The following is a 15,119-nucleotide window of genomic DNA, read 5'->3' on the forward strand; positions in this document are numbered from 1 at the left end:
TTGGAAGACGTGCGGTCCGCCCGTGGCTCCGAGAACCGGCGAGCCGTTGGGACGATCGGCGAACCGGCCGAGCAGTCGGGGCGCGCGACGGATGCCCTCAGGCGGGCAGGGGACGATGCCCCGGGACCCGGCACGGGGGGAGCCAGGGTCCCGGGGCATCGGGCGGGAGGGCGGTGCTCAGGTCAGCGCGCGCCGGTGGAAGCCGGCGATTCCGGTCAGCCCGAACACCACGGTGAAGGCCACCAGAGCGGCCAGCGAGATCGGCAACGGAATCGACTCGACCTTCCCGGAAAGCAGCAGCGACCGGATGGCCTCGGCGACATAGGTCAGCGGGTTGACGGCGCACACGACCTGGAACCAGCGCAGGTCGGACAGTGCCCGCCAGGGGAACTGGGTCGCCCCGGTGAAGATGAGCGGAACCAGCAGCACGGTGAACAGCACGTTGATGTGCCGCGGGGGAACCAGCGTGCCGCAGACCATGCCGAGGCAGGCACCGGTGATGGCACCGAGCACCACCACCCCGACGGCGGGCAGCAGCCCCGACACCGGCCAGGACACGTTCTGGAGCACCAGGAAGCCCACCGGCACCATGAGCAGCGCGCCGATGGTGCCACGGATCGCCCCGAAGAGGATCTTCTCCACCGCGACCAGCCGGATCGACAGTGGTGCCAGCAGCCGGTCCTCGATCTCGCGGGTCACCGAGAAGTCGAGCACCAGGGGCAGCGCGGTGTTCTGCAGACCCACCACGAACGCGTTCATGGCGATCAGACCGGGCAGCAGCACCTGCGAGTAGCTGTTGTCCGCGTACCCGATGCCGGACAGCACGCGGCCGAAGATGAACAGCAGGAAGACGGGCTGGATCATGGTCTGCAGGAGGAACGGCACCAGTTCGCGCCAGGTGACGAACAGGTCGCGCTGGAGTACGGCGAGGAACGCCCGGCTCTGCGCCACCCGCTTGACCGCGACGTCCTGCTCGGCGGTCGGGAGCGGGCTGTCCAGCCGGGAGGGGATCACGGCGGTCATCGAAGGTCACGTCCTGTCAGCGAAATGAATACGTCCTCAAGGCTTGGCCGGCTGAAGGCGACGTCGGTGACGGTGCACTGCAGCCCGGACACGATCCGCAGCGTGTCGGAGAGAAGCTCCCCGTGCGACCGCTCGGAGTACAGGCGGAAACTGACGGCGCTCGGGTCGTCGTCGGGGCGGCGGGTCAGCTCCTCGACCCGGGTGACCTCGGGCTGCCGGCCCAGGGCGGCGCCCACGTCCGAGGTGACCGCGCCGTAGAGCCGGAGGCTGACCGTCAGCGTGGTGCTGCCGGGCAGCGACTGGGTGAGCTTGTCCGTCTCGTCCAGCGCCAGCAGCCTGCCGTGGTCGACGATGCCGACCCGGTCGCAGAGCTTGGCCGCCTCGTCCATGTCGTGAGTGGTGACGACCACCGTCACGCCGTCCTTGCGCAGTTCGGCGATGCGTTCGTGGACGAACAGGCGCGACTGCGGATCGAGGCCGGTGGCCGGCTCGTCGAGGAACATCACCGTCGGGCGGTGCATGAGCGCCCGGGCAATCATCACCCGCTGGGCCTGGCCGCCGGAGACCTGGTCGGCACGGGCGTCCGCCCGGGCCGTCAGACCCATCCAGTCGATGAGTTCGGCGGCGCGCCGGCGCCGCTCGGAGCGGCCCATGCCGTGGTACGCGGCATGGAAAATCAGATTCTGGCGAATGGTCAGGGACTGGTCGAGATTCTGGCGCTGCGGTACGACCGCCAGCATCCGCCGCGCGAGCGCGGACTGGCGGACCACGTCCACCCCGGCGATCCCGGCATAGCCTGCGGTCGGCAGGGTACGGGTCGTCAGCACGCTCACCGTTGTTGTCTTGCCCGCGCCGTTGGGGCCGAGCAATCCGAAAACCTCGCCGGCCCGGATCGAGAACGACAGTCCGTCGACCGCGGGACGGGTGGCCCGGGGATATCTCTTCACGAGGTCTTTCACGACCACCGCGTCCTGCACGTCGGGTCTCCAGTCGTCGAGCGGACCACGGCGGGTCCGACAATCTGGTCGGAGGAAGTTTGCGGGCGAGGAAGGCGGGGGACCACGCCTTCCTCGCCCGGTATCCGCCTCGCGGGAGAGGGTCAGCGGGCGGACTTCAGGTACGTCTCTAGTTCGTCGGCGGCGGCTACGGCGCCGCCGGTGGCCCGCACGATCGCGCCCAGATCGCGCGCCGCGGACCGGTAGGTGGAGTTGTGGTGGACGGAATCGATGGCGGCGCGCAGGCTGCTGACCGTCACCTCGGTGCCGGCCAGGTTGACGCCGGCGCCGAGTTCCGCGACCCGGTTGGCCACGGCCGCCTGCTCGACGGACTGCGGAATGGTGACCATCGGCGTGTCCCGCGCCAGGGCCTCCATCGTTCCACCCATGCCGGAGTGGGTCACGAATACCGCGGCGTGCTCCAGCACGGCCCACTGCGGCACGCTGGCGTACACCTCGACGTTGGGTGGAATGGCGCCCAGCTGGGCGAGGTCCACGCCGCCGGTCGACACAACGGCGTGCCAACCGGTGGCGGTCACCGCGCGGATCGCGGTGCGGAAGAACTCCGGATGGTTGTTCATGGCCGTGCCCAGCGAGATGTAGACGATCGGGGCACCGTTCGCCGGTGGCTGCCAGGTGCCCTGGAACGACCGTCCGCCCAGACACGGCCCCACAAAGGCGAACCGTTCGTCGAACGTGTCACCGGCGTACTGGAACTCCCTGGGCAGCACGACGAGAGAGAACTCGGGTCGTGCCACGATGAAGTCCTCGGGCGCGATCGGTGCCACGCCGTGGGCGGCGGTCAGTTCCGCCAGCTTCTCGCGGAACGCGACCCGGGCGGGGTGCTCGTCGACGCCGCTGGCCGCCTCGCCCGCGAACGTCGCCAGTGACCACTGGTCGTTGTACGCGAACGAGGTGAACAGCTCGACGGCGGGGCACTGCCATTTGGCACCGAGCACTCGCCCGGTCGCGTAGATGGTCCGGTCGTAGACGATCAGGTCGGGTACGTCGTCGCCGAAGCTCCGCTCGAAGTGCGGCAGCGTTGCCGCGCTCTCCATGACCAGAACCAGCGGCAGCCATGCCGCGAAGTCGGCCGGGGGGTCCTCGGTGCGGGGCTTGGGGGTCAGATTCGACTCGTACCGCAGCACTCGGGCGCCCGTCCGTTCCACCAGCGGCGCGAACTGTTCGGTCGCCGCCACGGTGACGCGGTGGCCGCGGCGAATGAGCTCGGCCGCTGCTTCCAGCGTCGGAAAGACATGTCCGTATGCCGGGATGGTGAACAGTGCCAGGTGTGCCACGGCTGCTCCTCCTAACGGTGGGTGGGTTCGGTGGGTGGGCTCTTAGGCACGCAGGTTGTGCTTGCGGGTGTAGTACGCCATGAAGGAGAGCAGTCCACCGAGAATGACGAACCACTGCACCGTGGTGACCAGGTTGATCTGGTCGATCGGCAGCGTGTACGCCAGCGTCACCCGGATCACCGCGTCGAGCACCAGCGCGACGCCGAACACGACGGTCAGCAGGCGCAGCCCGTGCCGCATCTGCGGCTCGTTCTTCCAGCGCGTCTCCCACTCGCTGGCGCCCCGCTCACCCTTCTTGGTGCGGGCGATGCTCATGCCGGCGTGCAGGAAGAACGGCTGCCGGAAGAACAGCGTGATCAACATCCACCCGCCGAACATGCCGGTGATCCAGCCGTCCTTCGCGAAGAAGAAGCGGGCGTTCCCGGAGATCACCGAGATGACGGTGCCGACGACCATCATGCTGACCATGAACAGGCCCAGGGCGTCGGTCTTGCGGTAGCGCAGGAACACGTACACCGTGCGCAGTGCGGGGACGATACCCGAGATGACGCCCGCGGTCAGCGGCGACGCGCCGTGCTGGCGCAGCAGGTAGTAGGCGGCCAGTGGAACCACCAGGTCGAAAGCCGCGGAGGCGAGCAGTGCCAGCCGCGAACTGCGGGGCTCGTGCGTCGCCACCGGGGCGACCTGAGCATTGCGTGTGCTTACCGTTGTCCTCATGTCCTCTCCCGATACAGCGTTGATTGCCGATGCTCGTGAGAGAAACGGTAGACGCATATTTCAGCCGGCGTAAGCCATCTACGTCAACAGTGGGGGGGAGGGCTAGCTCCACCCCTATGGTGACCGTGCTCCACCCCTATGGTTTGGTCGCCATACCCCGACATGGGCCCAGTCACATTGTCTAACGCATTCGGGGGCCGCATTCTGTTTGAGGGGTGGTCGAACCGTCGCCCTGATCGCCGGCAGGCCGACGATCTTTCATATCTTCGCGGTTTCCCGGAGCGCGGGCAATCGCCCTTGTTAAGGAGCTCTCATGCGGCTGAAAGCGGGGATCTGCGGGGTCCTGCTGGGGATCTCGATGCTGGCGACGGGCTGCGCCGAAACGAGTCTCGGCCTCAGCTGCGCCCATGGCAACTGCCAGGTTGACCTGCGTGATGGCAGCTCAGTAACGCTGGCCGGGCATCAGGTGAAGGTCCTGCGGGTCGACAGCGCATCGCTGACGTTACTGGCCGGCGGCGCCCGGTTCATGCTCGATGAGAAAACAGACATCAATATCGGATCGCTGCACCTGCACCTCGAGCGCCTGCGTGGCGGTGTGGCGACTGTCGATGTGTCCAGCTGACCGATCGGCGGATTAGTATTTCGCCGCCGGCGGCCGCCATCGCTGGGTGTAGTGGATTATCCTAGCCGAAATATCCTGGTGGCCTGGCCGAACGGCTGCCCCAGCATCGTTCCCCTGTGCGAACGGTAGTCCGGAACTCTGGGGTTACACCGCCGCCGTACCGCGCCTAACTTTTGCGCCGCAAGCACTGTTCGCGGGGACTCCCGCCCGACATGGCGAGGCGAGGTTAAGGTGCGAAAGAATGATCTTCCACTACTGATCAGACGCTCCATTGAAACGGCCCGTCGGGCCCGCTCGATCATGGCGGCGGTCGTCACGGCCGCCATGGTGGTGACGCTCGGCGCCCTACCGGCTCAGGCCGCGCGCCCCCGGTTCTCCAATCGCATTCAGTCGCTGATCTCGCAGATGACGCTCGACGAGAAACTCTCCTTTGTGCACGGTGGCACCGACCCCAACGACCTCGGCGAGGCGGGCTATCTGCCCGGCGTTCCCCGCCTGGGCATTCCGCCGCTGCGGCTGACCGACGGCACGAGCGGCATCCGGATCAACCAGCCCACCACTGTCCTGCCCGCGCCCATCGCGCTCGCCTCCAGCTTCGACGACCAGCTGGCGCAGACGTACGGCGCGGCGCTGGGCCGGGATGGCCGGGCGATGGGCATGGACGTGCTGCTGTCGCCGATGGTGAACACGATCCGGGTGCCGTACGGCGGCCGGAACTTCGAGACCTTCAGCGAGGATCCGGTGCTGACCGCCCACATGGCGGGCGCGGAGGTCTCCGGCATCGCGAGCCAGGGTGTGATTCCGGTCGTCAAGCACCTGGCCGCCAACAACCAGGAGGACGACCGCACGACGGTCAACGCGGTGGTCGACGACCGTGCCCTGCACGAGGTGGAACTGCCCGGCTTCCAGGCGGCCATCGACGCGGGCGCCGGCGCGGTGATGTGCTCCTACAACCGGCTCAACGGCCCGTACACCTGCGCGGATTCGGATCTGCTGAACACCGTGCTGCGCGACCAGATGGACTTCACCGGCTGGGTGATGTCGGACTGGCGCGAGTCGCTGACTCCGGACAGCATCACCGACGGCCTGGACCAGGAGATGCCGGACTCCACCTACTTCGGTGACGACCTCAAGACGGCCCTGCAGAGCGGCACCATCCCGATGTCCGCGCTGGACACCTCGGTCGGCCGGATCCTCACCGAGATGGCCCGGTTCCACCTGCTCGACCAGCCGTTCCCGGCCCGGCCGACGCAGGACCCGACCGGCATGACCGCCACCGCGCTGCAGGTCGCCGAGTCCGGCGGGGTGCTGCTGCGCAACAGCGGCTCCGTGCTGCCGCTGGCCACCGGCTCCGCCAACAGCGTGGCCGTCATCGGCGCCGCGGCCAAGACCCCCAAGGTGAACGGCGGCGGCAGCTCGCATGTCCTGCCGGCGGTCGCGCCGACGAGCCCGGTCGACCAGATCACCGCCCGGGCCGGCCACGCCACCCCGGTCAGCTACACCACCGGATACGACCCGACCGGCGAGCCGATTCCGAGCAGCGCCTTCGCGCCGTCGATCGCACCCATGTCGCTTCCCGCCGGGCAGGAGGGGATCGTCTACTTCGGAACCCTGACCGTGCCCACCGACGGCGACTACAGCATCCAGATGCAGGCCACCGGCGGTGGCGGCTTCATCCAGGTGGACGACGGCGCGGAGAGCGCGCTGTTCGGCGACTCGATCAGCACCGGCTACACCGGCGTCACCACCCACCTCACGGCGGGCGCCCACGATCTGCTGGTGTACGGCATCGCCGACTTCAACAACCCGCTCACGATCAACATGAACTGGATCACCGAGCAGATGGCGCAGCAGCAGATCGCCGACGCGGTCGCCGCCGCCCGTGCGGCCAAAACAGCCGTGGTGTTCGCGTACGACGACAGCTCCGAGGGCCTGGACCGGCCGAACCTGGAGCTGCCCGGCTACCAGGACGAGCTGATCTCCGCGGTGGCGGCGGCCAACCCGCGCACCGTGGTGGTGCTCAACACCGCGTCGGCGGTGAAGATGCCGTGGCTCAACCAGGTGAGCTCGGTGCTGGAGATGTGGTACCCCGGTCAGGACGGCGCCCAGGCGACGACGGCGCTGCTCTACGGCGACGTCAATCCCAGTGGCCGGCTCACCCAGACCTTCCCGACCGACGAGGCACACACGCCGGTCAGCGGCGACCCGTCGCTGTACCCCGGGGTGGACGATCAGGTGAACTACTCCGAGGGCATCTACGCCGGCTACCGCTGGTACCAGAAGAACGATGTGCAGCCGCTGTTCCCGTTCGGGTACGGCCTGTCGTACACCCGGTTCGCCTACAGCGGCCTGGCGTCGGTCCCCGCCTCGGACGGCGGCCTCAACGTCCGGCTGACCGTACGCAACACCGGCAGCCGTACGGGTACCGACGTGCCGCAGATCTACCTCGGTCCCAGCTCGCAGGTGAGCGTGGCGCAGGCGGCTTCGGTCTACGCCGGCTCCGCCCGGGTGACGCTGGCGCCCGGAGCGAGCAAGCAGGTGACCGTGCACATCGATCCGCAGCAGCTGTCCTACTGGGACACGACGTCGCAATCGTGGAAGCGGGCAGCGGGCGCACGCAAGGTGTGGGCCGGGTCGTCCTCCTCCTCATTGTCGCTGAGCACCACGACCGCGGTTCCGCGGTAGAGGGGCACGGCGCGGAAGCCGGAAACACCAAGGAGGCGGCGGTCCGATCGGACCGCCGCCTCCGTGTGTGTGGCGCGTCAGCCGCCGACGGGCAGGTGGCGCAGGCCGCGGATGATGGCCGACCGGCGCCGGTCCGCCGGGCCGGTCTGGTGCAGGTTGGGCAGGCGGGTCGCGAGTACCCGGAACGCCACGTCGGCCTCCAGCCGGGCCAGCGGCGCGCCCAGGCAGTAGTGGGAGCCGCCGGAGAAGGAGAGATTGTCGGGCGTGGTGGGCCGGGTGATGTCGAAACGGTTCGGCTCGTCCCACACCTGCGGGTCGCGGTTGCAGCCCGCGGTGAGCACGACGAAGGCCGTGTCCGCCGGAATCCGGCGGCCGGCCACCTCGACGTCTACAGCGGACACCCGGCTCGACTGCTGGACGGGCGCCTCGAACCGCAGCGACTCCTGCACCGCTCCCGGAGCCAGGTCCGGGTCGGCGACCAGCCGTTGCCACTGCTCGCGCTGCTCCAGCATGGTGCGCACGCCGACCCCGATGACGTTGACCGTGGACTCCGCCCCGGCCAGCGTCAGCAGCTGGCACATCGAAATCATCTCGTGGGTGCTGAGCCGCCCCTCGCCTCGCGCGGTCAGCAGGCGGCTGATCGCGTCGTCGCCGGGGTGTGCGATCCGGTACTCCATCAGTTCCGTGAACAGCGTGTCCAGCGCGTCGAGCGAGGCCTGGACCGACCGGATGTGGTCCAGCGAGGTGATCTCGTCGAAGATCCGCCCGAATGCCGGGCCGTGGATGAGGTACCGGCTCAGGAACGGCTCCGGGATATCGAAGATGGTCGCCACGACGGTGACCGGGATGAGGTCGGCGAAGTCCGTCATCAGGTCGAAGTTGGCGGTGTCGACCCGGTCCAGCAGCTGGTCGCAGACGCCGACCAGCCGGTCCCGGAACCCCGCGATCACCTTGGGGCTCAGGAACGGCGCGGCCAGCCGGCGCAGCCGTGCGTGGTCGGCGCCGTCGGCCCCCAGCATGGAGTTGTCGAAGCTGGTGATGGTCGGGCTGATGGGTACGCCGTCGGACTTGAGCACGCCGAAGCGGCGGTCGCGCAGGACCGTGCTCGCGGTCGCGTGGTCGACGGTCACCCACGCACCCAGTTCGCTGAAGTACAGCGGTCCGCGGTCGCGGACCCGTTCGTACAGGGGATAGGGGTCTTCGGGGCCGCGCAGCAGCAGGGCAAGCGGGTCCCCGAGTTCGCCCAGGGTCCAGAGCACGCGCATCTGCGTGTTCATGTCCTGGGCCGTCTGCACCGGCATGAGGTACTCCTCGGGTCGTGACGGTGCGGTCCGACCTGTCGGGCGCGGCCCAGGCACTGTCCTGCCGATCCCCGCCAAGGTGCGGCGAAGCCCAGCCGCCGTCCGGCGGCTACGGAACGCCCCGATACCACAGTGGTATCCAGGCACCCCGTGGCCCGCCGGATCGACGCCCGGGCTTCGCCTCGATTGGAGGGGATCGATGGAACAGTGCCTAGCCCGCCCTCCCGGCGTCGATCAGACCGGCGATGGCGGTAACTGTCGGGTCGTCGAAAATCTGAGAGATGCGCAGAACCGTGCCGAGTTCCCGACGGATGCGGGTGCACAGCTGCGCGGCGGATAGCGAATTGCCGCCGAGGCGGAAGAACGAGGCGTCCGGCGGAACGCTGGGTACCCCGATGATGTCGGCGAACAGCGCGGCGACCTGCGCGGCCGTGCCGGTCAGCGGGACCGCTGCCGCGGCCTGCTTCGGCGCGCTACGCAGCTCGGCCGCGCGTTGGACCAGCTCGCGCCGGTCCAACTTCCGGTCCTCCAGCACGGGCATCCGGTCGAGCCGCTGCACCAGGGCCGGAACCTGATAGTGGGGCAGCAGGTCTTCGAGCAGCTCCCGTATCCGGTCGGGCTCGAGGTCGGCGCCGCCGGAGGTGGTGTAGAACAGGCACAGGTCCTCGCAGGCGCCGTCCGGCCCGGTCAGCGGCACCAGGGCGCAGCTGCCCACGCCGGGCAGCGCGCCGGCGTGGTGCTCCACGTCGTCCAGTTCGATCCGGTAGCCGCGGATCTTGACCTGGCGGTCACCGCGGCCGTCGAAGTGCAGCCCGGCGTCCGACCAGTGGCCGACGTCGCCGGTGTGGTAGACGAGGGTCTGCTGCCCGTCGACGGTCAGCGGCAGGAACTTGCGCGCGGTCAGCTCCGGGTCCTTGAAGTAGCCGAGCGCCAGGCCGTCGCCGCCGAGCACGACCTCGCCCTGCTCGCCGAAGCCGCACGGCTGGCCGCCGTCCACGACGTACACCTGGGTGTTGGGGAACGGCACGCCCAGCGGTACCGAGTCGTGGCCGTCGCAGTCCTCCGGGGTGACCACCCGGTACGTCGCCGCGACGCTCGACTCGACCGGACCGTACATGTTGATCAGCGGGATCTGGGGGTGCGCGTCGAGGAACAGCGCCGCGTGCCGCTCCGACAGCTTCTCGCCCCCGGTGCCGACAATGCGCAGCCCGCTGAAGCCGTCCAGGTCGTTGTTGACCATGCTGTGGAACACCGCGGTCGGCGGGAAGATCGTGTTGACGCCGTGCACGGCGACCAGGTCGCGGATCTTGGTGGCCAGCTCGAGGGTGTCCTCCAGCAGCACCAGGGTGCCGCCGTTGAACAGCACCCCCCAGGAGTCGAGGCCGAACGCGTCCCAGGTGGGCGCGAGCGCCTGCGGCATCACGGCGCCCGAGTCCAGCGGGGCGAACACCCAGTCGTCGAACAGCCGCACGTTGCCCCGGTGCGCGGTCAGCACTCCCTTGGGCGTGCCGGTCGTGCCGGAGGTGAAGAAGACGGCGCAGGCGTCGTCGGTGGAGACCGGCACGACGGTGCGCGCGGCCGAGCCGGGCACGGTGTCGGTGATGTCGCCCGGCGCCCTCCAGCTGGGAGTCGGCCAGGCCGCGTCGTCGTCAGTCACCACCACCGGGCCGTCCAGGTGCGCGATGAGTTCCCGCAGCCGGGTGGCCGGCCAGCGCTGGTCCAGCGCCGCGTAGGCGGCGCCGCACTTGAGTACGCCGAGCATGGCGGCGAACAGCTGCGGCGAGCGGGGCAGCAGCACCGGCACCACCGTTCCCGGCAGCGCACCGCGGTGCTGCAGCGCGGCGGCGTACCCGTCGGCCGCCGCGTTCAGCGTGCCGTAGCTGACCTCCTGGCCGCGGTAGCGCAGCGCCACGCGATCGGGCCACCGCTGTGCGCACCATTCGAAGAGACCGTGCATGGTGGCCGCCCGCCAGCTGCGGCTGGGCGCGGGATTGAAGTCGAGTGGCGAACCGTTGCCTGGCATAGTCAACTCCCGGAGCTCAGTTGTGTGCTGTGGATCCGCTCCGCGAGCAGGGCGGGCGTGGGGTGCGCGAAGACGGCGGACAGCTTCAGCCGGGCGCCGGTGCGCCGCTCGATGTGCTGCGCCAGCTGCGCCGCCAGCAGCGAGTGGCCGCCGTGGTTGAAGAAGTTGGTGTCGGGTGCGACGGTGTCCTTGCGCAGCAGGTCGCGGAAGAGAGACATCACCAGCTGTACCGTCTCGTCGCTCGGCCCGTCGTCCGACTCCGTCGGGGTGCCGGCCGCCGCGGTGCGGGCCAGAGTCGCCGCCGCGTCGCGGTCGATCGTGTGCCGGACGGTCTCGGGCAGGGCGTCCACGCGCACGTAGCGAGCCGGTCGCGCGGGCGGTGGCAGGACCTCCTCGGCGTGCCTGGTCAACTCGGCGACCAGCCGGTCCTTCGCGGCGGCCTGCACGACCGCCACCAACTCCTCGTCGCCGTTCGGGCCCGGTACGCGGACCACCGCGGCGGCGCCCACGTCGGCGTGGCCGACCAGGGCGTTCTCCATCGTTGCCACATCGACGCTGGCCAGGTCGCCGGAGTGGAACGGGCCGGACACGTCCAGGGTGCCGTCGGGGCGCCAGGCCGCGAGCAGCCCGGTGTGTACCCGGGTCTGCGCGAAGTGCGGGCCGGTCAGATACAGCTCGCCGCGCACGCCCACGGGCAGCGGGCGGCCATCGGGGGCGTGTACCGATGCCGTGCCGACCAGGGCCGTGACCCCCGCCGTCGGGACGTCCGCGTCGAGCCTCTGGTGCAGCGCCCACCCGCCGGTCTCCGGCAGCCCGAACACGGCGTGCGCCTGCTCGCCCGCGGCCCGCAGTAGGTGGGCCAGGGGAGCGGGCACCGGTTCGGTACCGGCCAGCACGGTCCGGCCGGCGAGCGAGGGGCTCACCGTGTCGATCAGCCGGGACCAGGTCGTCGGGGTCGCGTGCACGGTGCGCACGCCGTGGCGTTCGAGCATGCGGCCCAGCGCCCGGCCGTCGGCGCGCACCGCGTCGGGGGCGGCCACCACGCCGTCGCCGGCCAGCAGGCCGAGCAGCAGTTCGGCGATGGATGCCTCGGAGGCCGGTGAGCTGAGCCAGGCCACCACTCCGGTGGGGCCGTCCAGCCGGGCCGCGAGTTCGGCGATGGCGGCGGGCGCCCCGCGCTGGGTCAGGCCACCGGAGCCGGCCAGCAGCGGCGCGTCCGGCGACACCGGGCTCGCCGACAGGGGTGGGGTCATGTCGACCGGAGGCGGGAAGGAGTGCCAGCGCTCGTCCACCAGCTTGGTCGCGGCGGTGATGACCACGCCGGCGTCGGCCGTGGCGTCGCTGACCTGCCCGATGGGCAGTGCCGGGTCGACGGGGCGGGGTACGGCGCCGGCGAGCCAGCTGCCCAGCAGGCCCGCCGCGAGGTGGGGTCCGCGGGACGCGACCAGGGCGACCTCGGTGCCCACCCGGGCTCCGGCCCGGGACAGCAGCGCCCAGACCGCCACGGCGGCCGACCACAGATCGCCGCGGGACAGCACGCCGGCGCTGATCACCGCTGGTGCCTTCGGGTCCGCCCGGCACAGGGCGGCGAGTGCGCCGACGACCGTGTCGCCCGACAGCTCGGTCAAGGCCGGCGCCGGCGCCGGAATGATCTGCCGGTCGCGCTCGGACCAGCCGTCCAGCTCGGCCAGCGGCCGGTCCGGCGCGCTGGCGGCGGCCACCAGCAGCGCCTCGTAGCGTTCGGCGAGCAGGTGGACGGTCTGATCGTCGTGCACCTCGGTGCCGTAGACGATCTTGAGCCGGCTGCCCTCGCGCGAGGGCAGCACGATGAACTCCAGGTCGAACTTGCTGTGCCCGGCGTCCGCCTCGATGATCTCCGCGGGCAGGCCGCCGATGGTGAAGCCGCCCTGGCCGGCGAAGGGCATGTAGTTGAAGACGTGCCGGAACATGGTGGTACGCCAGGACGAGTCGGCCCGGTTGACCTCGGGCAGCAGCACGTCCATCGGCACGTCGGCGTGGGCGATGGCCTCGAAGAACAGGTCGCGGACCTTGGTGGCGAACGCCCGGAAGGTCTGCCGGGGGTCGAACCGCACCCGCAGCGGGACGATGTTCACGTGGTACCCGATCGCCCGCTGGGCCTGCTGGCTGCGAACGTTCACCGGGAAGCCGACGCACACGTCCGGGCCCGCGCCGTGCAGCCCGAGCAGGGCGTAGTAGGCGGCCAGCAGGATGACGGCGTCCGGCGCGCGCAGCTGCTGCTGCATCGCGCCCACGGTCGCCGCCGCCCGCGCCGAGAAGTGGTGGACGAAGTGGTCACCGTGCAGCGTCGGCTGCGCGCTCTCCGGTCGCCCGCACCACAGCCCGGTGGCCGCCGAGTCGAAGCCACGCAGGTGCTCGCGCCAGAATTTGAGGCTGGCCGGGGTCGGCTCGGTCTCCGGCCAGGGCGCCACGGTCTCGACGGCGTCCAGGGCCGGCGCGGTGCCCGACTGGACGGCGTCGTAGGCGGCCCTCAACTCGTCCACGAAGATCGACATCGAGCTGCCGTCGAAGATGAGGTGGTGCACCGCCACGGCCACCAGGTCGTGCTCCGGGCCGTGGAACAGCCCGAGCCGCAGCAGGCACGTGCCGTCCAGCGCGAACGGAGTCGTCACTATCTCGCGTACCGCGGCCTCGGCGTCGACGGTCGACTCGTCGCCGACCAGGTCGAACCGCGCCTCGCCGACCGGGACCACCCGCTTGAGCAGCCGGGTGTCCTCCGAGCTGAAGACGGTACGCAGCACGTCGTGCCGGCGGAACACGAGCTCGGCGGCGGTACGCAGCACCTCACGGTCGAGCCGTCCGGCAACCCGTACGGCCACGCCCGGCACGTTGTTGACACCCTCGTCCGGCACCAGCCGTTCGAGCAGCCAGAGGCTCTCCTCCTTGCGCGACGCGGGGCGCCACGACACGGCAGTCATCTCGGTTCTCCTCCGGTCTCCTCCGGGTTGCCTCGGAGCACGACGATTGCCTGCGGGATCCGGTCGGCCGGCAGGTGTTCCGCGAGGTACTCGCGCAGCGCGGTGACCAGTCCGGCGGTGGCCGCCGAGGCGACGGCCGGATCGTTGGCGTAGCTGGGCACCGGGCCGAACTCCGCGTCCGGGGTGGCCGGTGCGAGCTGCGGGTCCCCGCCGAAGACGACGTCGAGGCGCCCCGGCGAGCCGTCGGCCGCCCAGGTCACCACCGTGTGCAGTCCCAGCTCGGCGCCGAGCGCCCAGAGCTCCTCCGGATCCGGGCCGGCCGTGTCGCCGGGCTGCTGTCCGAGCGGCAGACCGGCGTCCAGCCGCCGCAGTGCCGCGACCTCCGCCGCGACCCGGCGGTTGGGCACGCCGGTGATCCGTACCGGGCCGGCCGCGTGCGCCAGCAGGGCGCGCAGCCCCACCAGGCCGTCGGCCACCGTGTCCCAGGGCAGCGTCGTCGCGGCCGGCTGGGCGGGCGACGCGGGCCGCTTGCGCAGGACGGCGTCGTACCGGTGCCGGCTGAGTTCGTTGTGGTGCCGCGCCCGCTTGACGCGCACGTCCACCGAGGCGATGTCCGGCACCTCCCGCGCCAGCGCCGGGAAGAACGCGGGGTCGACGACGAGTTCCTTCTCCTCCGCGGTGCTGCGCTCGACCAGTACGAGGGCCTCCTCGGGGCTCTCCTTGTCGAGCTCGCCGGCCACCACGGCGGCACGGAAGGCGCGCAGCAGCCGCCGGTTACGCACGTCGCCGACGAAGACCGCCCCGCCGGGCGCCAGCATCCGGATGGCTCCGGCGATGACGTCGGCGAGGTAGCGGCCGTCCGGGAAGTACTGCACCACCGAGTTGATGACGACGGTGTCGAAGCCGCCCTCGGGCAGCCCGGTGAAGTCGTTCGCCTCGCGGGCCTCCAGCCGGACCCGGCCGGTCAGCTCCGGCTGTGCGGCGACCTGCTCGCGCAGGGTCTCGACCACGGTCTCGGAGAAGTCGGTGCCGAGGTACGACTCGCACTCGGCGGCGAGCTGGCCCATCAGCAGACCCGTACCCACGCCGATCTCCAGTACCCGCGCCGGGCGCAGCGACCGGATGCGCGTCACCGTGGCGTCCCGCCACTCGCGCATCTGCTCTAGCGGGATCGGCTCGCCCGTGTAGCTGCTGTTCCAACCGACGAAGTTGTCGCCGAGGCCACCGGAGGGGGTCAGCTCGCCGTACACCCATTCGTAGATGACGTGCCACTCATCGACACGGGCCTGGTCCTGCGTGGCGTCGGGCGCATCGACGGGGCGGATCCGCGCCACCACGCGCTTGGTCCCGGGCGAGGCCGGGTCCGGCTCAAGGGTGACTTCCGCCGTGGCCACCTCGGGGTGGGCGGCGATGACGTGGCGGACTGGTTCGAGCCAGTCCGGGGTGCCAGGCTCGCTCGTGACAGATGCGGCCGTGGCGGGCTGGGTGAGTGAGGTCG

General features: G+C 70.6%; 10 protein-coding genes. 2 read left to right on the forward strand and 8 right to left on the reverse strand.

From position 1 onward, the window contains the following. Positions 1–177 precede the first annotated feature (177 nt). From ABEA87_RS39975 to ABEA87_RS39990, 4 genes are all read right to left on the reverse strand, one after another. On the reverse strand, positions 178–1,023 hold the full coding sequence (locus tag ABEA87_RS39975; protein WP_345638847.1) for an ABC transporter permease: 846 nt from the start codon (positions 1,021–1,023) through the stop codon (positions 178–180). Beyond that, a complete protein-coding gene (locus ABEA87_RS39980; protein ID WP_345638850.1) occupies positions 1,020–2,000 on the reverse strand; it encodes an ABC transporter ATP-binding protein in 981 nt (326 codons plus the stop codon). Before ABEA87_RS39980 ends, ABEA87_RS39975 begins: the two co-directional genes overlap by 4 nt. Before the next feature lie 122 nt (positions 2,001–2,122). Beyond that, positions 2,123–3,316, reverse strand: a complete 1,194-nt coding sequence (locus tag ABEA87_RS39985; RefSeq protein ID WP_345638851.1) for a macrolide family glycosyltransferase — start codon at positions 3,314–3,316, stop codon at positions 2,123–2,125. Between the two features lie 42 nt (positions 3,317–3,358). After that, the gene (locus ABEA87_RS39990; protein ID WP_345638853.1) at positions 3,359–4,033 is read right to left on the reverse strand and encodes a VC0807 family protein; all 675 of its coding nucleotides are present in this window, start codon (positions 4,031–4,033) and stop codon (positions 3,359–3,361) included. A gap of 313 nt (positions 4,034–4,346) precedes the next feature. Here ABEA87_RS39990 and ABEA87_RS39995 point away from each other — a divergent pair, with 313 nt between their 5' ends. Together ABEA87_RS39995 and ABEA87_RS40000 are read left to right on the forward strand one after the other, a co-directional pair. Further along, a complete protein-coding gene (locus ABEA87_RS39995) occupies positions 4,347–4,655 on the forward strand; it encodes a hypothetical protein (RefSeq protein ID WP_345638855.1) in 309 nt (102 codons plus the stop codon). 300 nt (positions 4,656–4,955) lie between these two features. After that, entirely contained in the window at positions 4,956–7,340 is a 2,385-nt protein-coding gene (locus ABEA87_RS40000) for a beta-glucosidase family protein (RefSeq protein ID WP_345638857.1), read from the forward strand. Between the two features lie 77 nt (positions 7,341–7,417). On the opposite strand, the gene ABEA87_RS40005 is transcribed toward ABEA87_RS40000, so the two are convergent. The 4 genes from ABEA87_RS40005 to ABEA87_RS40020 all read right to left on the reverse strand — a co-directional run. Continuing rightward, positions 7,418–8,641 carry a cytochrome P450 gene (locus ABEA87_RS40005; RefSeq protein WP_345638859.1) on the reverse strand — a complete coding sequence of 408 codons (1,224 nt, stop codon included), beginning with the start codon at positions 8,639–8,641 and terminating at the stop codon, positions 7,418–7,420. Between the two features lie 211 nt (positions 8,642–8,852). After that, the gene (locus tag ABEA87_RS40010) at positions 8,853–10,664 is read right to left on the reverse strand and encodes a non-ribosomal peptide synthetase (RefSeq protein ID WP_345638861.1); all 1,812 of its coding nucleotides are present in this window, start codon (positions 10,662–10,664) and stop codon (positions 8,853–8,855) included. A 2-nt stretch (positions 10,665–10,666) separates the two neighbouring features. After that, on the reverse strand, positions 10,667–13,621 hold the full coding sequence (locus tag ABEA87_RS40015; protein ID WP_345638863.1) for a condensation domain-containing protein: 2,955 nt from the start codon (positions 13,619–13,621) through the stop codon (positions 10,667–10,669). Beyond that, positions 13,618–15,119, reverse strand: a 1,502-nt coding sequence (locus tag ABEA87_RS40020) for a class I SAM-dependent methyltransferase (protein ID WP_345638865.1), incomplete at its 5' end; no start/stop codon positions are given. The genes ABEA87_RS40020 and ABEA87_RS40015, both read right to left, overlap by 4 nt.

The sequence above is a fragment of the Rugosimonospora acidiphila genome, assembly GCF_039543385.1.
GTDB classification, from domain to species: domain Bacteria; phylum Actinomycetota; class Actinomycetes; order Mycobacteriales; family Micromonosporaceae; genus Rugosimonospora; species Rugosimonospora acidiphila.